Consider the following 24,898-nt stretch of genomic DNA (forward strand, 5'->3'; position numbering starts at 1 on the left):
TTAGCACTCCCACGGTGAGAGTGCAAGAACCGCAGGTCAGTGATCCACGCTTGTCACGGCGTGACGATGGCGAAGCCCGGGTCGTCCGAGTCGAGGAGCGCGAGCAGCCGCCCGAGGACGGCGGGGTCGCCGGTGTGGTCGAGGTCATCCGGGTCGCCGCCGGACAGGAGGCCGAGCAGCTGTTCCTTGGTCAACGTGAGGGTCAGGTCGACGTCCACGGCGGACGTCGGGTTCGCGGTCTGGATCAGCGCGCCGTTGGACAAGGTGGTGCGGATCGTGGTGGCGAGGTCGGTGAAGCGCCACTCGATGGTGAGCGGTTCGGCGGCGGCGCGGGGACCGTCGACGCGGATGGCGAGGGAGTCGAAGAGCGCTCGACCGTGAGCGCCGCCGTCATGCCGCCGCCGATGTCGAGGGGCGGCGGGGTGATGCCCTTGCGGAGCTCGAGCGCGCCGACGAGGTAGAAGTTGCGCCAGGTCGGGTTCTCGGCGCCGTAGCCGAGGCGCTGGTAGACCTCGGCCAGGGCGTTCTTGGCGACGGAGCTGTCCGGGTCGGCGAACACGGCGTGCTTGAGCAGTTCGGCGGCGAAGCGGAGGTCGCCGGCGTCCGCGTACTCCTGCGCCTTGCCGAGGACGGCGGCCACCCCGCCGAGGACGTCCACGTAGCGCGTGGCCAGTGCCTGCGGCGGGTGCTGCCACAGCGACGTGGGGTGGCCGTCGAACCAGCCGAGGTAACGCTGGTAGATCGCCTTGACGTTGTGGCTGACCGAGCCGTAGTAACCCCGCGCGTGCCACGCGTTCTCCAGCTCCGGCGGCAGTGTGAAGTCCTCGGCGATCTCGATGCCGGTGGCGCCCTGGTTGAGCAGGCGCAGGGTCTGGTCGTGCAGGTACGCGTAGAGATCTCGTTGCTGTGAAAGGAACTTCACCACGCGGGCGGTGTCCAGGTGGGCCAGTGGTGCGAGGCGAACGCCACGTCGGTGGCGGCGCCGAAGAGTTCGATCGCCTCGTCGAGGTAGTGGGCCCAGACGCGCGGGTCGCGGACCAGCGCGCCGCGCAGCGTGAGGAGGTTGTGCAGGTTGTGCGTGGCGTTCTCGGCCAGGCACAGGGCTCGGTGGTCCGGGAAGTGGAAGTTCATCTCGGCCGGCGCCTCGGTACCGGGCGTGAGCTGGAAGACGACGCGGACGCCGTCGAGTACCTCTTCCTGCCCGGTCGCGGTGATGTCGACGGTGGGCGCGAGCAACCCGAGCCGGCCCGTCGACGTGGCGATGCCGAGCCCGCCGCTGACCTGGCCGGTGGTGCTCACGTCGAGGGTGATGCCGTACATGTACGTGGCCCGGCGGCTCATCGCCGTGCCCGCGTACACGTTCTCCGCCACGGCGTCCTCGAGGAAGCCCGCCGGGGCGAGGATCGGGACGTCACCCGCGCCGCCGGGCAACACGCCCAGCACGCCGCCGAAGTGGTCGGCGTGCGAGTGCGTGTAGATGACGGCGGTGACCGGCCGGTCACCGCGATGGGCGCGGTAGAGGGCGATCGCGGCCGCCGCGCATTCCTCCGAGATCAGCGGGTCGATCACGATCACGCCGCGCCCGCCTTCGACGATCGTCATGTTGGAGATGTCGAAGCCACGGACCTGGTAGATGCCGGTGGTCACCTCGTACAACCCGTTGGTGCGGCACAGCTGCGCCTGCCGCCACAGGCTGGGGTTCACCGTGTCCGGGCAGTCGCCGTCGAGGTAGGCGTACGGGCGCAGGTCGAACACCGCGCGGCCGTCGGCGCCGGTGATGGTGACGGGGTCGAGCGTCGCGACGAACCCGCGTGCGGCGTCCTCGAAGTCCTGCCGGTCACCGAAATCCACGGCTGGCCCCCTCGACCTCCGGCGTGTCCCGGGAGTCGAACACAGCGGGAATTCGAGGTGGTCACCTGCCGGAGATGAGATCGCGGGTCAGCGGCTCGGCTGGATGGGGATCGACGCGGGCGGCGGGTTGAGCGACGGCGAGCCGGACTGCGAACCGCTGGGTCCGCCCGGGCCGACGGGGATGTTCGGCGCGGTCGTGGGGGTGGTCGTGCCGCCGCCGCTGTCGCCGCCGCCGAAGAGGAAGATCGCGCCGACGATCAGGCCGGCGAGCACGACGATCCCGAGGCCGATCCACAGCCACTTCCGGCCACCGCCGCTGCGCGACTGCTGGAACGCACCGGCGCCACCGGCGGGCGACGGCGGACGCAGCCGCATCGGGTCGCCGGGCGGGCCGTAACCCGGGTGCATGCCGGGGTAACCCTGTTGCTGGTTGGGGTAGCCCGGTTGTTGGTTGGAGTAGCCGGGCTGCGGGCCGGGTTGTCCCGGGTGACCGTGTTGGCCCGGATATCCGTGCGGTACTTGATGTCCTTGCGGCGGCATGCCGGGGTAGCCGTAGCCGGGGGGCGGGCCTTGCGGCGGGGCGCCGGGGGGCTGGCCGGGGTTCTGCGGGGCGCCGGACCAGCCGCCGGGGCCGGCCCACGGGTTTCCGTCGCCGGGTCCGCCTTGGCCGGGTGCGCCCTGGCCACCGGGTCCGGTTTGGCCTGGTCCACTTGGGACGCCAGGTCCGCCGGGTCCCGACCATTGGGCGCCGTGCGCCGGGTCGTTCCCCTGACCGCCGAGCCCACCGGGACCCTGCGGCCCGCCTTGGCCGTATCCCGGCTGTTGTCCGAAGGGCGGCACGCCGGCTCCCTCCCCCTGAGGACCGTGAGCACCCTGACTGCCCTGGCCACCGGCCGCACCCGGACCACCGAGACCACCCAAGCCGGACAGTCCGTTCTGCATCTCGGCCCCACCCGAACCCGGCGGCCCCGGCGGCGTGTCCGACGTCGCGAGCGGTCCCAGCGCCACGCGGGCGGCGGCGATCATCGCCACGCAGTTCGGGTACCGGTCGGCGGGGTTCTTCGCCATGCCCTTGCGGATCACGTCGTCGACGGCGGCGGGCAGCGCGACCACGTGCGAGACCGAGGGCGGCTCGCCGTTGAGGTGGCCCTTGATCACCGTCGGCACGTCGCCCTTGAACGGCGGGGTGCCGGTGAGGCACGCGAAGAGCACGCACGTCAGCGCGTATTGGTCGGTGCGCCCGTCGAGGGGCTCGCCGCGCAGGTGCTCGGGCGCGGCGTAGGTCGGGGAGCCCAGGAAGTCGCCGCCGCGCGTGCGGTGGCCGGTGGCGCCGCGGCGGGTGAGGCCGAAGTCGGCGACGTAGACGTGCTCGCGGGAGGTTTCCTTGCTGGTGACGAGCACGTTGGCGGGTTTCACGTCGAGGTGGACGAGGCCGCGGTTGTGCAGGGTGTCCAGCGCGTCGGCGACCTGATCGAGCAGCGCCAGGGCGCGCGCTGGCGCGATCGGGCCCGAAGAGATCAGCCCGGCGAGGTCGCCGCCGTCGACCATGCGCATGGCGATGTAGAGCATGCCTTCGAGCTCGCCGAAGTCGTACAGGGGCACGACGTTGGCGTGGTCGATCGCGGACGTGTTGCGGGCTTCGTCCACGAACCGCTCGCGGAACTCGGCGTCGGTGCCCAGGTGGTCGCCGATGACCTTCAGCGCCACCTTCCGGCCGAGCCGCACGTCGGTGGCCTGGTAGGTCACGCTCATGCCGCCCTTGCCGAGCACCGAGTCGATGCGGTAGTTGCCCAGCCGGCGACCGGTGAGGTCCCCCGACACATCGCCTGTCACGCTGCGCAGCTTAACGCCCTGCATTCCGCAGCGATGGGCGGTTCGCCCAACCGGTCGGCTACCCCGGAATCAGGAGACCTTGCGGACGTCCGCCGCCTGACTGCGGCCGTCGAGGCCGGATTGGACCTCGAACTCGACCCGGTCCCCTTCGTCGAGCGTCCGGAATCCTTCGGCCTGGATCGCCGAATAGTGGACGAACACATCAGGCCCTTCGGCGGATTCGATGAACCCGTAGCCCTTTTCCGAGTTGAACCATTTGACGGTGCCGACAGCCACGGCGCCCTCCCTCAGGACAAGATCCGCTGTCCGTAGCGGCTGGAAGTGCAGTTCACGCTACCGGAATTACGCCCCTCGGCAATGGTTGATTCGCAGATTCGTCAGCCCCGGGAAACCCGCCTGTTTCGCGCTTGCACGAGAACGGTGCCCGGTCCGGCGAAATCGAGGACCAGACCTTCGCCGGTACGCAGCGACTGGGGGCCGCTCGGGTCCACGGCGCGCAGCCGGCACTGCAGCGTGTCCGGGTAGGCCAGCACGTAGTCCGGTCGCACGGTGACCAACTCACCGGCCGACAGCTCGAACGAGTCGACGGGTCCCGGCGCGGTGAGCACGAGCGGACCGGTGCCGCTGTAGTGTTCGAGGAACCCGGCGTCGGCGCCGAAGAGCTGCTGCAACGGCGCCCACGTCTGGTCGTGACGCACGGAAGACGGCCGCGCGAGCACGGCGTCGCGGTGCACCGACCAGCCGGTATTGCCTGTGAGCTCCAGCGGGTAGACGTCGCCTGGCCCGAGCGGGGCGAGGTCGACCCAGCCGCCCTCGGCGGGCGCGGTGAACACGGAGACGCCGGGCTTGCGCGCGCCGCCCCGCGCCGACGGCGGAGCGCCTTCGCGCACGCCGAAGCTGGTCGCCAGCATCGTGTCCGACGCCGACTGCACGGCCTCGCCGGGCGCGAGGTGCACTCGCGCGACGCCGAAGTTCGGCGTGTGCCTCGTGTGGACGCGCATGTCAGCGGGAGGGGACGTGCGAAAGGATCCAGCTGATCAGCGAGGACGGGTTGCGCGTCTGCATGAGGATCTGGCCGGGGCCGGCGAAGTCGAACACGAAGCCTTCACCACTCTTCATCGACTGGATCACACCCTGCGCGACCTTGCGGAGCTGGTACTGGACAGTGTCGGCGTAGGCCACCACGTGACCGGTGCCGACGGTGATCGCCTCGCCCGGCCGCAGCGTGATGACGTCGAGGAACGCGCGGCCGAGGCCCTTCATGATCCCGCCGTTGGCCTGCGACTGGACGGTCACGCCGTAGCTGGTCGCCATCATCGCGCCCGACTCGACCTGCACCGGTTCACCCGGCGTCAGCTCCAGCCGCGCAACCGCGAACGACGGCTGGTGGCGGACTCGTACCTGCATCAGAACTCCCCTGATCCCCGACTCTTGCCGCGGGAGAGTGTTGCACGCCCGCGCGCGAGGGGGAGGATGGTCCGCGTGATCTCCGTCGATGCCTACCGCGAGACCGTGACCGAGCTGCTCGGCCGCACGCCCGTGACGACCCTGCCCCTCGCCGAAGCCGCCGGGTTCGTCCTGGCCGAGGACGTGCACGCGGGGGTGTCGCTGCCGCCGTTCGACAACTCCGCGATGGACGGCTACGCCGTGCGCGCAGCCGACGTCGCCGGTGCCAGCGCCGAGTCGCCCGTGACGCTGCCCATGGCCGACGACATCCCCGCCGGGCGCGTGGACGTCGCGACGCTGGAGCCGGGCACCGCGCACCGGATCATGACGGGCGCGCCGCTGCCGCCGGGTGCCGACGCGATCGTGATGGTGGAGGACACCGACGGCGGCACTGTCGACGTGCGGATCTCCAAGGCGGCGTCCTCGGGCGACCATGTGCGGCGCACCGGCGAGGACGTGGAGCGCGGCGTGGTGGCCCTGCGCGCCGGCACCGTGCTCGGCCACTCGCAGCTGGGCCTCGCGGCGGCCGTCGGGCTGGCCGAGCTGGCCGTGCACCGGCCGTTGTCCGTGCTCGTGGTGTCGACCGGCACGGAGCTCGTCGAGGCCCCGAACCCGTTGCGGCACGGGCAGATCTACGAATCCAACAGCGTGATGCTCGCCGCCGCGCTGCGCGAGTTGGGCTGCCGCGTCGCCGTGGTGCGCAGCGTGGTGGACGACGTCGAGGAGTTCCGCAAGATCATCGAGCCGAAGCTCGCGGACGCCGACTTGCTGATCACTTCCGGCGGCGTCAGCGCCGGGGCGTACGAGGTCGTCAAGGACGCGCTGACGGGCCAGGGCGTGCGGTTCCAGAAGATCGCCATCCAGCCCGGCGGGCCGCAGGGCTGCGGCCACTGGAACGGCGTGCCCGTGGTGACGCTGCCGGGCAACCCGGTGAGCGTGCTGGTGTCGTTCGAGGCCTTCCTGCGGCCGGCCTTGCTGTCGGCCATGGGCCACACGGACGTCGACCGCCGCCGGGTGCGCGCGCGGCTTTCGGAGGCGATGTCGTCGCCCAGCTCGCGGCGCCAGTTCCGCCGCGGCTTCTACACGCCGACCGAGGGCGAGGTGACCGGCGTGGTCGGACCGCGGGGCGGGCCGGGCTCGCACCTGCTGGCGGCGTTCACCCAGGCGAACTGCCTGATCGTGCTGCCGGAGGGGGTTGGTGAGGTGGCTGAAGGGACTGAAGTGGACGTGCTGCTGCTGTAGGGAAGTCCCTGTCGCGGCGCAGCGGGCTCTTGAGGAGGATCACCAGTGAGGCGAGCTGGACGCCGGCCATGATGAACATCGTCTCGCGCACACCCAGCGCTTCGCCGAGGACACCGCCGAGGAACGCGCCCAGCGGGATGGTGCCGTAGTTGACGACGGCGGAGCTCGCGGTGATGCGGCCGAAGAGCTCGGGTGGGCAGTAACGCTGGCGAAACGTCCCGGTGAGCACATTGGACCCGACCAATCCTCCGGTGACGGCGATGCCGGCCACGACGAAGCACGTGAGGCCATCCAGCGGGCCGATGAGCATCACCGGCGCAGCGAGCACTTCGCACAACAGGAACGCGCGCGCCGTTCCGAACCGACCGGCCAGCCTGGTTACGAGCAGCGCCCCGACGACCCCGCCGACCTCCACCAGCGCGAGCACCACTCCGATCGTGCCCACCCCGGCGCCGAGGTCGCGGGCGAGGAAAACGACTTGGATCGAGGCGTACCCGTCGAGCGCGAGGTTGGACGCCGCACCGAAGAGCACGAGCACCCGCAGGTACGGGTCATCGGCGACGAACCTCATCCCGTCGGCGACCTGGGTCCGCAGCCGGACCCGTTGCGTGACAACGGGTTTCGGCTCGACTCGGCGGATACCTTTGAGGCACAGGGCGGAGACGCCGAAGCTGACCGCATCGACGAGCACCCCGCTCACCGGCCCGAACGCGGCCGCCAGCACCCCGGCGAGCCCCGGCCCGCCGACCTGCGCGACCGATTCACTGCCGAGCAGCCGGGTGTTGGCCTTGAGTAGCTGGTCACCATCCACAATGGCCGGAAGATAACTGCGGTAGGCGACAGAGAAGAACACATTCGCGATACCACCAGCCAGCGCGGCTCCCAGGAGATACGGGACCGAGAGCACCCCTGCCACCTGCGCGAGCGGGACGCTCACGAACACAAGCATGGACACGGTGTTGCAGGCCACCATCACCGGTCGCTTCCGCACCCGGTCCACCCACGCGCCGGCGGGCAGCCCGACCACCAGCCACGGCAGCCACGCCACGGCGGTCAGCAGCGCCACCTCGAACGTCGAGGCCCGCAACCCCACGACAGCCACCAGCGGCAGCGCCGTCCCGGCGACGGCACTGCCCACCATGCTCACCGTCTCGCCGGCCCACAAGAGCCGGAAATCCCGGCCGAGCCGCTGAACCGCCTGAATCACGGCTGCGCGGGAAAGCCTCGGGCGAACAGGAAAACCGGGCGCCGCTCGACGTCGTCGTCCGGGGTCGGGCGTTCGGTGTACTCCGCGAACAGCGCAAGGACCCGAGAACTCAGCTCCATCACCTCCGCCGCCGACAGCCGGGCCCAGGTTTCGTTGGTGAACCAGGCGTCGCGCCACTTGGGGGGTTCCGTTTCCAGGTCCGAGAGCCACGAGCGGGACAGCGAAGCCTGCCGGTCGAGCGCGACGACCTCGGCCGCGTCGCCCACGGGGTCGCCGACGAAGTCCGAAGTGGACCAGGACAGGGCGCGCGAAGGGCGGCGCCACCAGCGTTCGCGGCGGTCGCGGGCGAGTTCGGGGGCCTCTTCGACCAGGCCGGCGGCCGAGAGGACCTTCAGGTGGTGCGAGATGTTGCCGACGGCGGAAGTCGTGCGTTCGGCCAGCATCGAAGCGGTGGCGGGGCCGTCGAGCTTCAGGATGTCGAGGAGTCGCCGACGCAAAGGGTGGGACATCGCGGCCAGCACGTGGGAGTCGCGGATCTGCTGGACCTCAACGGGATCAGACACAATCCACAAGAGTAGTTGCACAACCACAATTGCACAATATCCCTTGTGTAACCGCGCCCCAGGTATCCTCACCCACATGGGCTTCTTCACCTGGATCGTCTTCGGTGCGCTGGTCGGCTGGCTCGCGAACCTCGTCGTCGGCGGGCCGGACCGGCGCCGGCAGGGGTGCCTGGTCAGCGTGCTCGTCGGGGTGCTCGGGGCGGCTCTCGGCGGCTTCATCTACCGACTGGCGACGGGTGAGCAGCAGCGCTTCGAGTTCGACTTCCCGAGCTTCGGCGTCGCGATCCTGGGCGCGATCGTCCTGCTGGCTGTGCTGCGGCTGGTCAGCTCGATCGGCCGGCGGTCCAGGCGCGACGACTGGCCGCACGACAACTACCGGCGCGACAACTACAGGTGACCCGGTGACCGTTTGTAACGGTTTCCGCACGAACCGTCAGTAACCCCCGGAAACCGCCTAAACTGATCAGTTCCGCGTCCGGGTGCATGCGTCGTCGGGGGACGCATGCACCCGGCCCGCCCGGATCGCCTCCCGGACCACGCGCACAGCCTGCGCCGTGTCCACGAGCACGGGCATGGGCGCGGCGGAGATCTCCCGTCGCCACGCGCACAGCAGCTCGGTGAGCGGATCGGGTACGGACATCGCTTCCTCGGCGGACTCAGGCCCGGGCACGGCTCCCGAACGGCGGGTACTACTGAGAGTTGTCGAGGAATTCGATCAGTCGTTACCGGTTTGTGGGCACGCCCACCCGCGTCGGGGAAACCCTTACGGGGGAGCGGCCACCGGCCCTGGACGTGTCCGTCCGCCGACGGGCGGTAGCGTGGTGATTCCCAAATCGGACGTGAAACCCGTCCTCTCCCTCCGAACGCAACGAACAGCGGGGAACCGATCCATGAGCGGCAAGCCCACCGGCAATCCCCTCACGCACGCAGTGCAGCTCGCGCGGGAGACCATCCCGCCGATGCACCCCGCCGGACGCCCGTTCGTCTTCGGCGGGCTGGCGGCGACGCTGGTGCTGCGCCGGTTCTCCAAGCGCCTCGGTGTGGTCGGCGCGCTCGCGACCGCGGCCACCGCCGCGTTCTTCCGCGAGCCCGCCCGCGTCGCGCCGCAGCGGGACAACATCGCGGTGGCCTCGGCCGACGGTCTGGTGTCCCTCCTCGAGGAGGCCGTGCCGCCGCCCGAGCTGGGGCTGCCCGCCGAGCCGCGGATGCGCGTGAGCGTGTTCCTGTCGGTGTTCGACGTGCACGTCCAGCGGATCCCGGCCCCCGGCGTCATCGAGAAGGTGGCCTACCGGCCGGGCAAGTTCCTCTCCGCGGACCTGGACAAGGCGAGCGAGGACAACGAGCGCAACTCCGTGCTCATGCGCACCGTCGACGGCCACGAGCTCGTCGTCGTGCAGATCGCCGGCCTCGTCGCGCGCCGCATCCTGTGCGAGATCCACGAGGGCGACAAGGTGGCCGCGGGTGCCACCTACGGCATCATCCGGTTCGGCTCCCGTGTCGACCTCTACCTGCCGCCCGGCAGCCGCGTGCTCGTCGAGAAGGGCCAGCGCACGGTCGGCGGCGAGACGGTGATCGCCGAACTCCCGGCACTGGCAGAAGGCTGATCTCATGGTCCGCGTGACCACCCCGAGCATTCGGCTGCTGCCGAACGCCATCACGGTGCTGGCGCTGTGCGCCGGGCTGTCGTCCGTGCAGTTCGCGCTCACGGGCAACTACGCCATGGCCATCGCGGCCATCGGCATCGCGGCGGTGCTCGACAGCCTCGACGGGCGCATCGCGCGCCTGCTCGACGCCACGTCGAAGATGGGCGCCGAGCTCGACTCGCTGTCCGACGGCATCTCGTTCGGCGTGGCGCCGGCGCTGGTGCTGTACGTGTGGCAGTCGCACGGCGACCGCATCGGCTGGGTGGCTTCGCTGATCTTCGCCGTCTGCATGATCCTGCGCCTCGCTCGCTTCAACACCCTGCTCGACGTCACCGACAAGCCGCCGTACGCGGGGGAATTCTTCGTCGGCGTGCCCGCGCCGGCCGGCGGCCTCGTCGCCATGCTGCCGCTCATCGCGACGCTGCAGTGGGGCGAGGGCTGGTGGTCCGAGCAGTACGTGGTGATCGCCTGGACGATCGCCGTCGCCGCGCTGCTGATCAGCCGTATCCCGACGTTGTCGCTGAAGACCGTCAAGGTGCCCGCCAGGGCCATCGCGCCTCTGCTGGTGGGCGTCGGCCTGCTGGCCGCCGCGATCATCCAGTTCCCGTTGGTGGCGCTGGCCATCGCGCTGGTGCTGTACCTGCTTCACATCCCGTACGCGGTGTACCGGAACCGTTGGCTCGCCGCGCACCCCGAGGCGTGGACGGTCCCGCCGCGCGAACGCCGCGCCATCCGCCGTGCGCGTTCGCAGCGGCGCCTACGGCTGCGTCCGGCGTCTCGCCGGGTCGCGGGCGCGGCGATGCGCGCGGTGCGGCTGCCGCGCAACAGCTCGGACTTCGTGCGGGCGACGCGAGCGTTGCGGGACCGGGACCACTCGGGCACCGGCAATTCGAGCTCGAACTCGACTTCCGGCCCGAACCAGCGCCGCCGCAGCTGGCGGCGGATCGGGATCCGGCGCCGCTGACGCCGGTCGCCTAGCGGGCCGCCGCGCGCAGGCCGGTGAGCAGCAGGTCGAGCTGGTCGTGGAAGTCCTGCACGCAGTCGACGTCCGCCAGTGACGGCAGCACGCGGTACAGGTTCGGCAGTTCCTCCGGCGTGACCATGCGGCTGAACCAGTCGCCGACGGGCTCGTCCCGCTGGGCGACGCCCCCGGCGACGGAGTCGGCCAGCGCCGCGCCGAACGTGAGTCCCATCAACGACCGGTAGCCGCGGGCGGCGGCCTCCTCGTCGAGCCCGGCGTCGAGCAGCGCGCCCAGCAGGGCGTCGATCACGCGCAACGCACCGGGCGAGCGCGGGTTCGCCTCCTCGGCCGCCAGCGCGCGCACCACGGCCGGGTGCCGCGTGAACGCCGTGTAGAGGCCCTCGGCGAGCCGGCGGACGCGGATTTCCCAGCTCCACGACGGCACCGGCAGCGGCACGGACTCGAAGACGCGCGCGGTGAGCCCGTCGAGCAGGTCACCTTTGTTCTTTACGTGGTTGTAGAGCGACATCGCCTCGACGCCGAGGCGAGCCGCGAGCTTGCGCATCGACAGCGCGCCCATGCCGTCGGCGTCCACCAGGGCCAGCGCCTCGTCGAGGACCTTTTCCCGCGTCAGGGTTTCGCGCACCACGGCCGAATCGTAGCTTACGGCGTAAGTACTTACGGTGTACGCTTACGTTGTAAGTATCGATCTGGAGGGACGCCATGGACGCCAAAACACTGCTCACCACCACCCGGTCCGTCCGCCGCAAGCTGGACCTCGACCGTCCGGTCGACCCCGCGGTGATCGAAGACTGCCTGCGCATCGCCCAGCAGGCGCCCGCCGCCGGTGGGCTGCTGAAGGCGCAGCGCTGGGTCGCGGTGCTGGACCTGGAGCTGCGCGCCGAGGTCGCGGCGATCACCAGGAAGGCCGCGCACGAGGTGTGGCAGCACTACGCGCACCTGGCCGACACGAGCATGTTCGCCTCCGCCCGCCACCTCGTGGACAACCTCGACCGCGTGCCGGCGCTGGTGCTGCCGTGCATGCCGGGCCGGCCGCCGGCGTCGGCCGCGGAGCAGTCGTCGTTCTACGGCTCGATCTACCCCGCGATCTGGAGCTTCCAGCTCGCGCTGCGCACGCGCGGCCTCGCGAGCTCGCTGTGCAGCTACCACCTCGCCGGCCACGAGCCGGACGTCGCACGCCTGCTGGGGATCCCGGCCGACGTCACTCAGGTCGGCCTCATCGCCGTGGCGCACTCGACGCAGCGTGAGTTCTCCCCCGCCGCGCGACCACCGGTGGGCGAGATCCTGTCGTTCGACGCCTGGGCGGGGTCCGCGTCGCTAGGGTGAACGGCGTGAGCGACCCGCAGATCACGCTGACCGTCAGGCACACGCCGTCCGCGCTGGATTCCCGGCGCGGAGTCGTGCGGATGCACCCCGAGGTGCTCGACGCGCTGGGCCTGCGCGCCTGGGACGCCGTGCACCTCACCGGCGCCCGCCGCAGCGCCGCGCTCGCCGCGCCGGCCGAGGAGGGCACGCCGGGGGTGGTGCTGACCGACGACGTCACGATGTCGAACCTCGGCGTGTCCGAGGGGTCCGAGATCGTGGTGACGCCGGCCGACGTCGCGGCTGCGAAGACGGTGACGGTCTCCGGTTCGCGGCTGGCCAGCGTGTCCGTGCCGCCGCAGACGCTGCGGCTCGCGCTCACCGGAAAGGTGCTCACGCGGGGCGACGCCGTTTCGCTGCTCCCGCAGGACCTCGCACCGGCGCCGGGTTCGGACGTCGCGGCCGTGCGCGGGCAGCTGTCGCGCGCGATCGGCGCGACGTGGACCAACGAGCTGCTCACCGTCACCGCCACGGAGCCTGCGGGCGTGGTCGTGGTGGGACCGTCCACTGTGGTCAGCTGGCGCGACGGCGCCCGCACGGGCGAGACGCCGACCGACACCGTCCCCACGCGCAGCGCGACGGCCCTCGTCCGCAGCACGGCGGTGACGGCGGCCGAGGACTACCTCGACGCGGAGGTCGTCGAGGAGACGAAGCCGGAAGAGCTCGCGGAACCGATCCCACCCGTCGCCGATCTGGTCGGCGCGGAAGGGGCCGCGCGCAAGCTCGCCGAGTGGTTCGACCTGGCGTTCCGGCGGCCGGAGCTGCTCGAGCGGCTGGGCACGTCGGCGCACCTGGGCGTGCTGCTGTCCGGGCCGGAGGGTGTCGGCAAGGCGACGCTGGTGCGGTCCGTCGCGCAGGCCGAGAAGGTGCGCGTGGTGTCGCTGGTCGCGCCCAACATCGCCGTGCTGGAGCCGAACACGGCCCACGCCCGCCTGCGCGAGGCCGTGACCCGTGCTGCCGACGGCGACGGGCCCGGGGTTCTGCTGATCAACGACGTCGACGCGCTCCTGCCCGCCACGCAGCCGCCACCGGTGGCCACCGTCGTCCTGGAAGAACTGCGCGCGGCCATGCGCCGCGAGGGCATCGCCGTGGTGGCGACGACGCAGCGCGCCGAGTCCGTGGACCCGCGGCTGCGCACCGCCGACCTGCTCGATCGCGAGCTCGGCCTGCCGCTGCCCGACGCGAAAACCCGGGTGGAGCTGCTGCGGATCCTGCTGCGTGACGTGCCCGTGGAACCGGGCGCCGACCTGGGCGTGCTCGCCGAGAAGACGCCCGGGTTCGTCGCCGCCGACCTCATCGCCCTGCGCCGCGACGCCGCGCTGCGGGCCGCGCTTCGCCAGCGTGACGTCGCCGAGCCGCGGATCTCGGAGCACGACCTGCTCGACGCGCTCGCCACCGTCCGGCCGATCTCGCTGTCCACTTCGGACAACCTGGCCACGGGCGGGCTGACGCTCGACGACGTGGGCAACATGGTGGACGTCAAGCAGGCCCTCACTGAGACGGTGCTGTGGCCGCTGCGCTACCCGGATTCCTTCGCCCGCCTGGGCATCGACCCGCCGCGGGGCGTGCTGCTGTACGGCCCGCCCGGCGGCGGCAAGACGTTCCTCGTGCGCGCACTGGCCGGCACGGGCGCGCTCAACGTGTTCGCGATCAAGGGCGCCGAACTGCTGGACAAGTGGGTCGGCGAGTCGGAGCGGGCCGTGCGCGACCTGTTCCGGCGAGCCGCCGACGCCGCGCCGTCGCTGATCTTCCTGGACGAGATCGACGCGCTGGCGCCGCGACGCGGGCAGTCGTCCGACTCCGGGGTGGCCGACCGAGTGGTCGCCGCGCTGCTCACGGAGCTCGACGGCGTGGAGCCGATGCGCGAGGTCGTGGTGCTGGGCGCCACGAACCGGCCCGAACTCGTGGACCCGGCGCTGCTGCGGCCGGGCCGGCTGGAGCGGCGCATCTACGTGCCGCCGCCCGACGCCGAGTCGCGCACCGCGATCCTGAAGGCGACGTCGAAGAACACGCCGCTGGCGTCCGATGTGGATCTGGCGGCCATCGCGTCCACCCTGGACGGTTACTCCGCCGCCGACTGCGCCGCGCTCATCCGCGAGGCTGCGCTCACGGCGATGCGCGAGTCACTCGAGGCACACGTGGTCACCGCCGCCCACCTGGCGAAAGCACGCGAGGTCGTGCGGCCGTCGCTGGACCCGGCGCAGCTGGCGACGCTGCAGGCGTACGCGCAGGCGCAGCAGGAACGCTGACGAAAACGGACCCCACCTTCGCGGTGGGGCCCGTTGTTTTCGCTGGTCAGCTGCCCTTTGGGCTCTGGTAGTCCTTCGTGATGATCACTATCACGCCCGGGCTCGAGTTCTGGATGCCGTCGAACCGCGGCTGGGCCTGGAACCCGAACTCGGCGGCCAGCTGCTTCGCCGCGGCCTCCTCGTCGGTGCCCGGCCGGAAGTAGGCCGTGGTGTGCGGGATCACTCCCTGCGGGTAGTTGCCGACCTCGGGCACGTTCCAGCCCGACGCGCGGAAGTCGTCGGCGGCCTGCTCGGCGAGGTGCGGGATCGTGGAGTTGTTGTAGACCCGCACGGTCACCCACTTGTTGGACGCCTGCTGGTCGTTGCCCGGCTGCCCCGGCTGACCACCGGGCCGGCCAGGTTGGCCGGGCTGGCCCGGCTGTCCGCTGGGCTGACCAGGCTGGCTCGGCTGCCCCGACTGGCCGGCCGGCGGCGCCGAAGGTGCCGACGAAGCCGGTGAAGACGGGGCCGAAGACGAAGGCGGCGCCGCCGAGGACGACGAGCCCGGCGCCGGCTGCGACGACGAAGGCGACCCGCTCGAGCTGGTGGGCCCGGCGTTGTTGTCGCTCGATCCATTACCCGACAGCGCGGTGACGCCGCCGACGATCGCGGCGATCACGGCGACGCCGATGAGCGCGACGCCCGCGGCCCGCATGGGCCGGGACAGTCCCGAGAAGATGCTCATGACAGTTCGATCCCCAGCCGCCTGGCGCCGCGCTTGCGCTGCCGGGCGGCGCGCGTCTTGCGCAGCCGCTTCACCAGCATCGGGTCGGCCGCCATGGCCTCAGGCTTTTCCAGCAGTGTGTTCAACAGCTGGTAGTAACGGGTCGAGGACAGCGAGAACCGTTCCCGGATGGCGTTCTCCTTGGCACCGGCGTGCCGCCACCACTGACGTTCGAACGCGAGGATCTCCACCTCACGCTCGGTCAGGCCGCCCACAATCTCCGGCGGCGACGGCTGCTCTCCAGCCATCGACTCCGCGGCGTCCATGCGGTCCTCGCAATCGGTTTCGGCTGTCCTTCCGCGGGCGCCATTCAACCACGGAACCCAGGCTCGACATGGGCATCCGGCGCGGCGCGTCACGGTCCGATCCAGGTGTATCAGACGGGTCCGACTAAACTCGCTGCTCGTGACCGTCCACCCCATCCGCATCGCCGGCGATCCCGTGCTGCACCAGCCGACCCGTGAGGTCACGGAGTTCGACGAGCAGCTGCGCACGCTGACCGAGGACATGTTCGAGACGATGTACGCCGCCGAAGGCGTCGGCCTCGCGGCCAACCAGATCGGCCTCGACCTGCGCCTGTTCGTCTACGACTGCCCCGACGACGAGGGCGTCGAACACCGCGGCCTGGTGGTGAACCCCAAGCTGGAGACGTCCGAGGTCCCCGAGACCATGCCGGACCCGGACGACGACTGGGAGGGCTGCCTCTCGGTCCCCGGCGAGTCCTACCCCACCGGCCGCGCGTCGTGGGCGCGCGTGACCGGTTTCGACGTGACGGGTGAGCCGATCACCGTCGAGGGCACCGGCTACTTCGCCCGCTGCCTGCAGCACGAGACGGACCACCTCGACGGGTACCTGTACCTCGATCGCCTGGTGGGCCGCCACGCGCGGGCGGCGAAGAAGATGCTGAAGAAGAACAAATGGGGCGTGCCGGGGTTGAGCTGGCTGCCGCCGAAGGACGAGCCGGCCGAAGCCTGAGTTTCTTTGTCGACGAGTCTCCCGGTCCCGGGTTAGGGCCGGGAGATTCGTCGTTTCAGCGGGTCAGCGGCCGAGGAAATGCTCGCGCACGACGGCGGGGTTTTATCCCAGACCTGATCCGGCATGGTGTCTGACGAAGGCACCGAACGACGACGGTTCTCTTTTTCGCCCGAGGCTTTCCTGCGCAGCCGTGATCGGTGTTGCGCCGGCGCGTTTTTTGTTGCGGGGGGCGGGTTTTCTGTTGTTGTCCACAACTCGGCTTCGCTGTGGACAACTCGGCTTCGGAGATTATTTTGTCGGTGGGGAGCGGTAGACTGGCCAAGGGCCGTTCCCCCGAGGATGGGTGGGGGCTTTCCCAAGGTGAGTTACTGAGGACACAGGCGGCTTGGCCGCGATTTCCGGCGGTTGTGGGCCGGCGAGACGGTGAGCACGATCGGGGGCGTGGGCTCGTCAATGAAGACGGAGCCGTGCGCAACGGTGGACAGGTAATCGCGCCGGCCGCGGGAGTAGTCGGCGGAATCGCGCGGAATCCACGGAGAGCGGTGGCCTGGGGCCTCTTGACCGCTAAGGAACCGGAACCGGGCCGCGCTCATCGCCAACACCGCCACCAGTCCGGCGAGCAGAACTTTCCTCACGAGGCGCCCCGAAGTCGGCGCAGGTGACGGTCATGTGACCGCCTGTCGGCCGGATGCTCCGATCCGGTGAAGAACACACCGGACGCGGGGGTGGCTTGTGCTCGCATGATCCGCCGTGGCATGGTCGAGGGACAACCTCATAACCAACGCGGGAGCTCGCGCCTTGGCGGGCTGAGAGGGCGGCTGGTGTCTGTCTGTGGACACCCGGTGCCGCCGACCGCATGAACCTGACCGGGTAATGCCGGCGTAGGGAGTGAACGTCGTTGACGACGCTGGAGAACGAGCCTGCCATCACGCCTTCCGTGACCACGGGGCCGATCACCGGTTCGCACAAGGTCTACCACCGCACCGAATCGGGCCTGCGGGTTCCGGCGCGGCGCATCGACCTGTCGAACGGTGAGCACTTCGACGTGTACGACACGTCCGGGCCGTACACCGACCCGGACGCGAAGATCGACGTCCACAATGGACTTCACCCGCTGCGCACGGGCTGGGCCGACGGCCGCGCGCACAACACCCAGCTCGGCTGGGCGAAAGCGGGCGTGATCACGCGCGAGATGGAGTTCATCGCCGCGCGCGAGCGGTGCTCACCTGAGTTCGTGCGCGACGAGGTCGCGCGCGGGCGGGCGGTGATCCCCGCCAACCGCAAGCACCCGGAGAGCGAGCCGATGATCATCGGCAAGAAGTTCCTGGTGAAGATCAACGCGAACATGGGCAACTCGGCCGTCTGGTCCTCAGTGGAGGAAGAGGTCGACAAGATGGTGTGGGCCACCCGCTGGGGTGCCGACACGATCATGGACCTGTCCACCGGCAAGCGCATCCACGAGACGCGCGAGTGGATCGTCCGCAACTCCCCCGTGCCCGTGGGCACCGTGCCGATCTACCAGGCGCTGGAGAAGGTCGACGGGGAGCCGGAGAAGCTGTCGTGGGAGGTCTACCGCGACACGATCATCGAGCAGTGCGAGCAGGGTGTGGACTACGTCACCGTCCACGCGGGAGTGCTGCTGCGCTACATCCCCCTCACCGCCCGGCGCGTGACCGGAATCGTGAGCCGCGGCGGCTCGATCATGGCCGCGTGGTGCCTCGCGCACCACCAGGAATCCTTCCTGTACACGAACTTCGAGGAACTCTGCGCGATCCTGCGCAAGTACGACGTCACGTTCTCCCTCGGCGACGGCCTGCGCCCCGGCTCGATCGCCGACGCCAACGACCGCGCGCAGTTCGCCGAGCTCGAGACCCTCGGTGAGCTCACGCACATCGCGCGTGAGCACGACGTGCAGGTGATGATCGAGGGCCCCGGCCACGTGCCGATGCACAAGATCAAGGAGAACGTGGAGCTGGAGGAACAGCTCACCGGCGAGGCGCCGTTCTACACCCTCGGACCACTCGCGACGGACATCGCACCGGCGTACGACCACATCACCTCGGCCATCGGCGCGGCGCAGATCGGCTGGTACGGCACGGCGATGCTGTGCTACGTCACACCGAAGGAGCACCTCGGCCTGCCCAACCGCGACGACGTGAAGACCGGCGTGATCACCTACAAGATCGCCGCCCACTCCGCCGACCTCGCCAAGGGCCACCCCCACGCACACGAGTGGGACGACGAACTGTCCAAGGCCCGCTTCGAGTTCCGCTGGAACGACCAGTTCAACCTGGCGCTCGACCCCGACACCGCGCGCTCGTACCACGACGAGACGCTGCCCGCGGAGCCGGCGAAGACCGCGCACTTCTGCTCGATGTGCGGCCCGAAGTTCTGCTCGATGCGGATCACCCACGACGTGCGCAAGTACGCCGAGGAGCACGGGCTGTCCACTGTGGAGGCCATCGAGGCCGGCATGGCGGAGAAGTCGGCCGAGTTCGGCGAGCAGGGCAACAAGGTCTACCTCCCGGTCGTCGGGCAGTAGTTCCACCCGCTATTAGAGGCAGTAGTCATGACTGAAACACCCCGCACCGCCCTCACCATCGCCGGATCCGACTCCGGCGGTGGTGCGGGTGTGCAGGCCGACCTGCGTACGTTCTTCGCCCACGGCGTCCACGGGCTCGTCGCGCTCACGGCCGTCACAGTGCAGAACTCCCTCGGCGTGCAGGGCTTCACCGAGATCCCGGTCGACGTCGTCACGGCGCAGATCAAGGCCGTGGCCGGCGACATGGGCGTGAACGCGGCCAAGACCGGCATGCTCGCGACGGCCGGCATCATCCAGGCCGTGGCGAAGACGCTCGACGAGGTCCACATCGGACGCGACACGGACACGCCGTTCGTCGTCGACCCGGTGGCCGCGTCGATGACCGGCCACGCGCTGCTGCGCGAGGAGGCGCTGGAAGCCATCCGCACGGAGCTCTTCCCGCGCGCCACGCTGATCACGCCGAACCTCGACGAGGTGCGGCTGCTCACCGGCATCACGGTCACCGGCGCGGAAACCCAGCGCGCGGCGGCCGAGGCGTTGCTGGAGTTCGGCTCACGATGGGTGCTCGTGAAGGGCGGGCACCTCCACGAAGCCGAGGACTGCGTGGACCTGCTGACCGACGGAACGGACGTGCTGGAGCTCAGCGGCGTGCGCATCCACACCGACAACACCCACGGCGGCGGCGACACGATGGCCTCGGCCATCACGTCGTCGCTCGCCAAGGGCGCCGACGTGCCGACGGCCGTGACCGAGGCGAAGCAGTTCATCGAACGCTGCGTCGCCGAGGCTTATCCGCTCGGCGCCGGGGTGGGTCCGGTGTCCCCGTTCTGGCGGCTGGCCGACTGACCGGCCACACTGGACCCGTGACCGACGACGCCGCCGCCCGCGCACTGTGGGCCCAGATGCCTTTGGACCTGCAGTTCGAGGTCGACCAGCTGGTCTCGGCCAACAAACCGGCCGCGGCCCTCAAAGTGATCCGGAAATGGGGCCTGGACCCCAAACCGGGCATCGCCGAATCGCGTGCGGTGACCGACTACCGCAAGAGCGTGCTGAAGCCACCGCCGCGCTTCACCTGAGTCCGAACTGGACGTTCCGTGCGGTACGGGAGGAAAACTCCTGTACCGCGCGGGATCAGTTCACGGGTTCGAGCGAGCGCGTGTCGTAGGTGCTGCGCGCGTCGCGGATCCGGTCGAAGTTCGACTGCGACCACGTGCTCAGCGCCACCAGGTGTGCGCTGACCTCCGCGCCCATCGGGGTGAGCGCGTACTCCACCGTCGGCGGAGTGGTCGGGAAGACCTTGCGGCTGACGAAACCATCGCGTTCGAGGTTACGCAGGTTCTGCGTGAGCATCTTCTGGCTGATGCCGCCGACGGCGCGGCGCAGCTCGCCGAAGCGGTGCGGCCGCTGCTCCAGCACGCCGAGCACGAGGGCCGTCCACTTGTTCGCGAGCAGGTCGAGTACGTCGCGGCAGGGACAGCTCTTCAGGTAGACGTCCCAGGATCCGTCCTGGTCACAGGTGGTTTCCATCAGGTACCTACTTTACCGGGAAGTGCCTTCTGGCGAAAAGTGACTACGGGGCCGAGCATAGGGGACAACCGACCAGAAGGAGAGATCCGAGATGCGCGTGGTGACCCAGCGGGAATTCGGCGGCCCGGAGGTGCTGCGGGTGACCGAAACCGACCGTCCGGCGCCGGGCCCGACCGAGGTACTGGTGCGCGTGCACGCCGCCGGCGTCAACCCCGTCGACTGGAAGACGCGGGCGCACCAGGTGTTCCTGGGCGAGCCGCCGTACACGCTGGGCTGGGACGTGTCCGGCGTCGTCGAAGAGGTGGGTTTCGGGGCCACCGGGGTGAAGCAGGGCGACGAGGTGCTCGGCATGCCGTGGTTCCCGCGCGAGGCCGCGGCCTACGCGGAGTACGTGACTGCGCCATCGCACCAGTTCGTGCGCAAGCCGGCCGGGCTGTCGCACGCGGAGGCGGCCGGGTTGCCCCTGGCGGGGCTCACGGCGTGGCAGGCGTTGGTGGATGTGGCGGAAGTCCGGAGTGGACAGCGGGTGCTCGTGGACGCGGCCGCCGGCGGCGTTGGACACCTCGCCGTGCAGATCGCGAAGGCGCGCGGTGCATACGTGCTCGGCACGGCCAGCGCGGCGAAGCACGATTTCCTGCGGTCCCTGGGCGTGGACGAGCCGATTGATTACCGCGATGAGAACGCGGCGCCGGCGGATCTTGACGTCGTGCTCGGGCTCGTCGGCGAGGACAGCGACCTGCGCTGGCTGCCGTCGCTCAGGCCGGGCGGCCTGCTCGTCAGCGTGCCCGGCGGTGTCGGGGCGCGGGCACAGGAGGAGGCGGCCAAGCTGGGCGTGCAGACGGCGCCGATCCTCGTGGAGCCCGACCGCGTCGGGCTGCTCGGGCTGGTGGAGCTCGTCGAAGCCGGCCGGCTGAAGGTGCACGTGGACCAGACGTTCCCGCTCGAAGACGCGGCGAAGGCCCACGAGGTGGGCGAGGGCGGCCGAGTCACCGGGAAGCTGGTGCTCACCGTCTGATGTGGACGCACAGTGGCCCCTCGCGCCAACGAGGGGCCACTGTGGACTTTCTAGGGTGGAACTCAGCCGCGCGCGACAACCTGCGGCAGCACCGTGGTCAGGCCCGTCCAGTCGGACGTGACCACGGACGCGTGCTGCGCCGCCAGCTCGGCCACGCGCTGGTTGGCCTGGTCGACGGTCGGGTTGTGGTCGTCGATGGCCGGGGCGACGTTCTGGCCGTCGGTCATCACCACGTAGTAGTGGTTGGCGTCGTACCACCACGGGCCGGTCTGCGTGACCCACGCGTTGGCGTCGCCGTCGAAGACCACGAACCACGGCTTGAGGTTGGCCGCGTACTTGTCACGCGGGTCGCCGCCGACGGCGCCGTGCACGGTCGGGAAGATCTGGACGTCACCGAGCTTGCCCGCGTTCTTCTGCGCCAGCAGGTAGTTCGCGTATTCGACGTCGGTGTGCAGGGTGTCGGTGGGGTTCTGCTCCTCCACCGTGCCCGGGATGATCTCGGTCAGCACCTTGCCGTGCAAGGCGTCCACGCTCGGCCAGTTGTCCGCCTTGGCCGCGTCGTCCAGCGTCGCGTAGCTGCCGAGCAGGTCGGCCGGCTTGAAGACGGCGCTGCCGAGGTGGGCGCGGAACGCCGCGTCGAGCTCGTCCGGGCCCATGCCGGTGTTGTCCGAGAAACCGGTCTTCATCTCGAGCTTCAGCGTGAGCGGCGTGTGGTCCGGGTGGGCCGCGAGCCAGATGCGGATGTCGTCGAGGCAGTACTCGAGGTTCTTGTTCGTCCCGCCCTTGTAGAGATCGGCGGTCGTCGACGCGGCGACGCAGTTGTTGCTGTTGCCCAACGGGTTCGAGTGGCTCACCTTCCACTCGTGCGTGATGAAGTCCGGCCACACGTCGAGCTCGATCAGCGACGAGCCGTTGTCCAGCGCCTGAGCGAGGAACGGGTACGCGGCCGGGTCGTAGGTGTTGTGCACGCCGACCGTGGTCACGTGCGAGAGCTTCGGGCTGTCCGCGTTCGCCACGGCTGCCCCGGACAACGACGTGGCGACGAGCGCGCCGACCGCCACGACCACTGAAGCGAGTTTCATCCTGACCCCTTCACCCACCGATAGTGCGATGGCACTCACACTGTGCCACCGTGATGGACTGTGGATGAAGGACAGCTGACCAAATGGACTAGACCAGAAGTCGGAAAGTGCCCATGACTGAAAACCCGAGCCCGCCGTCGGCGTTGACCATCGCCGGTTCCGACTCCGGTGGCGCAGCCGGACTCCAGGCCGATTTGCGGACATTCCTCACTTGTGGGGTGCACGGACTCGTCGCCGTGACGGCCGTGACGGTGCAGAACACGTTGGGAGTCCACGATCGCGCGGACATCCCGCCGCACGTCGTCGCCGGCCAGATCGAGGCCGTCGCGTCGGACATGGGTGTGGGCGCGGCGAAAACGGGCATGCTCGCGTCGGCGCAGATCATCCACGCCGTGGCGACGGCTTGCGACAACGCGGGCATCGGGCGCGATCACGAGGTGCCGTTCGTGGTGGACCCGGTGGCGGCGTCGATGACCGGTCACCCGCTCTTCGACGCCGACGGGCTCTCCGCGCTGCGCGAGGAGCTGCTGCCGCGCGCGACCGTGCTGACGCCGAACCTCGACGAGGTGCGCTTGCTGACCGGCCTGACCGTGACCGACCGCGAAGGCATGCACACCGCGGCCGTGGCGCTGCACCGGCTGGGCCCGAAGTACGTGCTCGTGAAGAGCGGCCACCTCGTGTCCGACCCGGAGTGCGTCGACCTGCTCTTCGACGGCTCGACGTTCGTGGAGCTGCCCGGCCCGCGCTTCAACACCCCGCACACGCACGGCGCGGGCGACACCATGGCGTCGGCGCTGACGGCCGGGCTGGCGAAGGGGATGTCGGTCGTCGAGGCCGCGCGCTACGGCAAGTGGTTCGTGTCGCACGCGGTCGAACACTCGTACCCGATGGGGGCGAAGGTGGGGCCGGTGTCGGCGTTCTGGCGGCTCGCGCCGGAGGACCGTTAGCCGGTTGCCGCGGCGATGGTGTCGGCGCCGTTGGAGCCGTTGCCGGTGAAGCCGGATTCGACTTCACCGGCCCAGCGGAGCGCGCCAGTGCCGAAGACTTCGCAGGCCGAGCGGAACTCGCGTCGGCGCCGAAAGGATCGCGGGATTGGCTCGCTAGGGAATTGCCGACTACCACATCATCGGGCGCGCTTGCCGCCAAACCGCTGATTTGTCCACAGCCGAAACACCCGTCCCGAGGTTGTCCACAGATTCACCGAACCCCGTTTTCGGGCCGCTGACCTCGGTAGACTGGAACAGGGACGCCCCCCTTGGGAGGGCCAGGGTTCCGGCAAAGTCTTGTGGCCTGGGTGCAGGGCGGGCACGGCTCTTGGTGATCATGTGATTGTCTAGGTCCCATGATCGTGTGAGAGAGCCGTGCCCGCTGCGTCATCGTGCCTGATCCCTGCTGTGTTTGATCGTCTGACCCCGCTCATCACGGTGGACGCTGCTCCTGGATGGCCGGGTGACCTGCGCAAACACCTGGCCAGGGTGCCGGACCCGCGGCATCGGCGGGGGGTGCGGCATTCAATCGAATCGATTCTGGCGCTGACCGCGGTTGCGGTGGCGGCCGGGGCACGATCGTTCACCGCGATCGGGGAATGGGCCGCCGACGCACCGCAACACGTGCTGGCGCTACTGGGAACACGCTTCGATTCACGCGCGGACCGGTATGTGGCACCGGATGAAGCCACGCTGCGACGAGTGGCCGGCCGCCTCGACGGCGACATCCTCGACGACGTGATCAGTGCCTGGCTGGCCGACCACGATCCCGCCCAGCCCGGCCCCGACACCCTGCCACCGGCGATCGCGGTGGACGGGAAATCCCTGCGCGGCACCTTCGCCCGCACCGGCGGCGCCGGAGTGCACCTGCTCGCCGCCATCACCCACGACAACGCCATCGTGCTCGGGCAACGCCAAGTCCCGGCCGGGGCCAGCGAAATCACCTGGTTCCCCACACTGCTGGACACCATCGGCCTGACCGGGCGGGTCGTCACCGCCGACGCCCTGCACACCACCACCGCCCACGCCCGCTACCTCCACGCCCGCGGCGCCTACTACGTATTCACCGTCAAACAGAACCAGCAGCGCCTCTACACCCTGCCCTGGCACGACATCCCCACCCACGTCACCGAAGAACGCGGACACGGCCGCAGCGAACGCCGCACCACCCAGCTCGCGCCCCTCGGTGACTTCCTCGACTACCCCGCGATCGATTTCCCCCACGCCACCCACGCGTTCCTCATCGAGCGCTACACCACCCACCACACCAGCGGAAAACACACCGCCCACACCGCCCTGGGCATCACCAACATCACCGCCACCTGGGCCCACCCTGCCCACATCGGAGCCTACGTCCGCAACCACTGGCACATCGAAAACAAACTCCACTGGACCCGCGACGTCACCTACCAAGAAGACGCATCCCGAGCCCGCACCGGCACCGCACCCCGCGTCATGGCCACCCTCCGCAACCTCGCCACCAGCGCACTCCGCCACACAGGCTGGACCAACATCGCCGCAGGACTACGCCACATGACCCGAGACACCACCCGCCCACTCACCCTGCTCGGCATCCACCCCTAAACACCACAACGACTTTGCCGGAACCCTGCCTTGGGAGGGCGGGGGC

28 protein-coding genes and 1 riboswitch are annotated in these 24,898 nt (G+C 70.1%); of the genes, 13 read left to right on the top strand and 15 right to left on the bottom strand.

Features of this window, described 5'->3' with window-relative positions:
* Positions 1-53: 53 nt before the first annotated feature.
* The 7 genes from K1T34_RS53295 to K1T34_RS13795 form a co-directional block, all read right to left on the bottom strand.
* Complete coding sequence (locus K1T34_RS53295) at positions 54-350, bottom strand: alkyl sulfatase C-terminal domain-containing protein (RefSeq protein WP_255638759.1); 297 nt, start codon at positions 348-350, stop codon at positions 54-56.
* Positions 245-922 carry an alkyl sulfatase dimerization domain-containing protein gene (locus K1T34_RS53300; RefSeq protein WP_255638494.1) on the bottom strand — a complete coding sequence of 226 codons (678 nt, stop codon included), beginning with the start codon at positions 920-922 and terminating at the stop codon, positions 245-247. The genes K1T34_RS53295 and K1T34_RS53300 overlap by 106 nt, the downstream gene beginning before the upstream one ends.
* Positions 919-1,851: an MBL fold metallo-hydrolase gene (locus K1T34_RS53305; protein WP_255638495.1), complete on the bottom strand. Its 933-nt coding sequence runs from the start codon at positions 1,849-1,851 to the stop codon at positions 919-921. The genes K1T34_RS53300 and K1T34_RS53305 overlap by 4 nt, the downstream gene beginning before the upstream one ends.
* Before the next feature lie 87 nt (positions 1,852-1,938).
* On the bottom strand, positions 1,939-3,684 hold the full coding sequence (locus K1T34_RS13780) for a protein kinase (RefSeq protein WP_255638496.1): 1,746 nt from the start codon (positions 3,682-3,684) through the stop codon (positions 1,939-1,941).
* 69 nt (positions 3,685-3,753) lie between these two features.
* Positions 3,754-3,960 carry a cold-shock protein gene (locus K1T34_RS13785; RefSeq protein ID WP_220244659.1) on the bottom strand — a complete coding sequence of 69 codons (207 nt, stop codon included), beginning with the start codon at positions 3,958-3,960 and terminating at the stop codon, positions 3,754-3,756.
* A gap of 101 nt (positions 3,961-4,061) precedes the next feature.
* Entirely contained in the window at positions 4,062-4,685 is a 624-nt protein-coding gene (locus tag K1T34_RS13790; protein WP_220244660.1) for an AIM24 family protein, read from the bottom strand.
* Position 4,686: 1 nt separating this feature from the next.
* Positions 4,687-5,091, bottom strand: a complete 405-nt coding sequence (locus K1T34_RS13795; protein ID WP_220244661.1) for an AIM24 family protein — start codon at positions 5,089-5,091, stop codon at positions 4,687-4,689.
* A gap of 75 nt (positions 5,092-5,166) precedes the next feature.
* Between K1T34_RS13795 and glp the strand changes: the two genes are divergently transcribed.
* Positions 5,167-6,372 (top strand): gephyrin-like molybdotransferase Glp, encoded by a 1,206-nt coding sequence (gene glp, locus K1T34_RS13800; RefSeq protein WP_220244662.1) that lies wholly within the window; start codon positions 5,167-5,169, stop codon positions 6,370-6,372.
* On the opposite strand, the gene K1T34_RS13805 is transcribed toward glp, so the two are convergent.
* Together K1T34_RS13805 and K1T34_RS13810 are read right to left on the bottom strand one after the other, a co-directional pair.
* Positions 6,287-7,576, bottom strand: coding sequence for an MFS transporter (locus K1T34_RS13805; RefSeq protein WP_370643821.1), 1,290 nt, complete (start codon positions 7,574-7,576; stop codon positions 6,287-6,289). The genes glp and K1T34_RS13805 overlap by 86 nt on opposite strands.
* Positions 7,576-8,142 (bottom strand): helix-turn-helix transcriptional regulator, encoded by a 567-nt coding sequence (locus K1T34_RS13810; RefSeq protein ID WP_255638498.1) that lies wholly within the window; start codon positions 8,140-8,142, stop codon positions 7,576-7,578. Before K1T34_RS13810 ends, K1T34_RS13805 begins: the two co-directional genes overlap by 1 nt.
* Positions 8,143-8,218: 76 nt before the next feature.
* On the opposite strand from K1T34_RS13810, the gene K1T34_RS13815 reads away from it, so the two are divergent.
* On the top strand, positions 8,219-8,539 hold the full coding sequence (locus K1T34_RS13815) for a GlsB/YeaQ/YmgE family stress response membrane protein (RefSeq protein ID WP_220244663.1): 321 nt from the start codon (positions 8,219-8,221) through the stop codon (positions 8,537-8,539).
* A gap of 66 nt (positions 8,540-8,605) precedes the next feature.
* On the opposite strand, the gene K1T34_RS13820 is transcribed toward K1T34_RS13815, so the two are convergent.
* On the bottom strand, positions 8,606-8,782 hold the full coding sequence (locus K1T34_RS13820; RefSeq protein ID WP_220244664.1) for a hypothetical protein: 177 nt from the start codon (positions 8,780-8,782) through the stop codon (positions 8,606-8,608).
* Between the two features lie 250 nt (positions 8,783-9,032).
* Between K1T34_RS13820 and K1T34_RS13825 the strand changes: the two genes are divergently transcribed.
* Together K1T34_RS13825 and pssA are read left to right on the top strand one after the other, a co-directional pair.
* A complete protein-coding gene (locus K1T34_RS13825; protein WP_220244665.1) occupies positions 9,033-9,746 on the top strand; it encodes a phosphatidylserine decarboxylase in 714 nt (237 codons plus the stop codon).
* Between the two features lie 4 nt (positions 9,747-9,750).
* Complete coding sequence (pssA, locus tag K1T34_RS13830) at positions 9,751-10,749, top strand: CDP-diacylglycerol--serine O-phosphatidyltransferase (RefSeq protein ID WP_220244666.1); 999 nt, start codon at positions 9,751-9,753, stop codon at positions 10,747-10,749.
* Between the two features lie 10 nt (positions 10,750-10,759).
* Here pssA and K1T34_RS13835 read toward each other — a convergent pair whose 3' ends face one another.
* Complete coding sequence (locus K1T34_RS13835; protein WP_255638499.1) at positions 10,760-11,395, bottom strand: TetR/AcrR family transcriptional regulator C-terminal domain-containing protein; 636 nt, start codon at positions 11,393-11,395, stop codon at positions 10,760-10,762.
* A 74-nt stretch (positions 11,396-11,469) separates the two neighbouring features.
* On the opposite strand from K1T34_RS13835, the gene K1T34_RS13840 reads away from it, so the two are divergent.
* Together K1T34_RS13840 and K1T34_RS13845 are read left to right on the top strand one after the other, a co-directional pair.
* Positions 11,470-12,093 (top strand): nitroreductase family protein, encoded by a 624-nt coding sequence (locus tag K1T34_RS13840; protein ID WP_220244667.1) that lies wholly within the window; start codon positions 11,470-11,472, stop codon positions 12,091-12,093.
* 5 nt (positions 12,094-12,098) lie between these two features.
* The gene (locus K1T34_RS13845; RefSeq protein ID WP_220244668.1) at positions 12,099-14,378 is read left to right on the top strand and encodes an AAA family ATPase; all 2,280 of its coding nucleotides are present in this window, start codon (positions 12,099-12,101) and stop codon (positions 14,376-14,378) included.
* 46 nt (positions 14,379-14,424) lie between these two features.
* On the opposite strand, the gene K1T34_RS13850 is transcribed toward K1T34_RS13845, so the two are convergent.
* Together K1T34_RS13850 and K1T34_RS13855 are read right to left on the bottom strand one after the other, a co-directional pair.
* Entirely contained in the window at positions 14,425-15,102 is a 678-nt protein-coding gene (locus K1T34_RS13850) for a LytR C-terminal domain-containing protein (RefSeq protein WP_220244669.1), read from the bottom strand.
* Complete coding sequence (locus tag K1T34_RS13855; protein ID WP_220244670.1) at positions 15,099-15,407, bottom strand: DUF3263 domain-containing protein; 309 nt, start codon at positions 15,405-15,407, stop codon at positions 15,099-15,101. Before K1T34_RS13855 ends, K1T34_RS13850 begins: the two co-directional genes overlap by 4 nt.
* Before the next feature lie 139 nt (positions 15,408-15,546).
* Here K1T34_RS13855 and K1T34_RS13860 point away from each other — a divergent pair, with 139 nt between their 5' ends.
* The 4 genes from K1T34_RS13860 to K1T34_RS13875 all read left to right on the top strand — a co-directional run bounded on the left by K1T34_RS13860 (position 15,547) and on the right by K1T34_RS13875 (position 19,734).
* Positions 15,547-16,116 (top strand): peptide deformylase, encoded by a 570-nt coding sequence (locus K1T34_RS13860; RefSeq protein WP_220244671.1) that lies wholly within the window; start codon positions 15,547-15,549, stop codon positions 16,114-16,116.
* Positions 16,117-16,889: 773 nt separating this feature from the next.
* Positions 16,890-17,021: riboswitch (TPP riboswitch) on the top strand.
* A complete protein-coding gene (gene thiC, locus K1T34_RS13865) occupies positions 17,015-18,658 on the top strand; it encodes a phosphomethylpyrimidine synthase ThiC (RefSeq protein WP_220244672.1) in 1,644 nt (547 codons plus the stop codon). It overlaps the preceding riboswitch by 7 nt.
* A 27-nt stretch (positions 18,659-18,685) precedes the next feature.
* A complete protein-coding gene (thiD, locus tag K1T34_RS13870; protein ID WP_220244673.1) occupies positions 18,686-19,504 on the top strand; it encodes a bifunctional hydroxymethylpyrimidine kinase/phosphomethylpyrimidine kinase in 819 nt (272 codons plus the stop codon).
* A 17-nt stretch (positions 19,505-19,521) separates the two neighbouring features.
* Positions 19,522-19,734 carry a hypothetical protein gene (locus K1T34_RS13875; protein ID WP_220247898.1) on the top strand — a complete coding sequence of 71 codons (213 nt, stop codon included), beginning with the start codon at positions 19,522-19,524 and terminating at the stop codon, positions 19,732-19,734.
* Between the two features lie 55 nt (positions 19,735-19,789).
* Here the strand turns inward: K1T34_RS13875 and K1T34_RS13880 are convergent, their stop codons facing one another.
* The gene (locus K1T34_RS13880; RefSeq protein ID WP_220244674.1) at positions 19,790-20,185 is read right to left on the bottom strand and encodes a helix-turn-helix domain-containing protein; all 396 of its coding nucleotides are present in this window, start codon (positions 20,183-20,185) and stop codon (positions 19,790-19,792) included.
* A 91-nt stretch (positions 20,186-20,276) separates the two neighbouring features.
* Between K1T34_RS13880 and K1T34_RS13885 the strand changes: the two genes are divergently transcribed.
* Positions 20,277-21,200 carry an NADP-dependent oxidoreductase gene (locus K1T34_RS13885; RefSeq protein ID WP_220244675.1) on the top strand — a complete coding sequence of 308 codons (924 nt, stop codon included), beginning with the start codon at positions 20,277-20,279 and terminating at the stop codon, positions 21,198-21,200.
* Between the two features lie 62 nt (positions 21,201-21,262).
* Here K1T34_RS13885 and K1T34_RS13890 read toward each other — a convergent pair whose 3' ends face one another.
* Positions 21,263-22,282, bottom strand: a complete 1,020-nt coding sequence (locus K1T34_RS13890; RefSeq protein WP_220244676.1) for a phosphatidylinositol-specific phospholipase C domain-containing protein — start codon at positions 22,280-22,282, stop codon at positions 21,263-21,265.
* A 113-nt stretch (positions 22,283-22,395) separates the two neighbouring features.
* On the opposite strand from K1T34_RS13890, the gene thiD (K1T34_RS13895) reads away from it, so the two are divergent.
* Both thiD (K1T34_RS13895) and K1T34_RS13900 read left to right on the top strand, forming a co-directional pair.
* The gene (gene thiD / locus K1T34_RS13895) at positions 22,396-23,229 is read left to right on the top strand and encodes a bifunctional hydroxymethylpyrimidine kinase/phosphomethylpyrimidine kinase (RefSeq protein WP_220244677.1); all 834 of its coding nucleotides are present in this window, start codon (positions 22,396-22,398) and stop codon (positions 23,227-23,229) included.
* Between the two features lie 519 nt (positions 23,230-23,748).
* A complete protein-coding gene (locus K1T34_RS13900) occupies positions 23,749-24,852 on the top strand; it encodes an ISAs1 family transposase (RefSeq protein WP_370643822.1) in 1,104 nt (367 codons plus the stop codon).
* The last annotated feature ends 46 nt before the right edge of the window (positions 24,853-24,898 follow it).

Origin of the sequence: Amycolatopsis sp. DSM 110486 (assembly GCF_019468465.1) — a bacterium.
In the GTDB taxonomy this organism is placed as follows: domain Bacteria; phylum Actinomycetota; class Actinomycetes; order Mycobacteriales; family Pseudonocardiaceae; genus Amycolatopsis.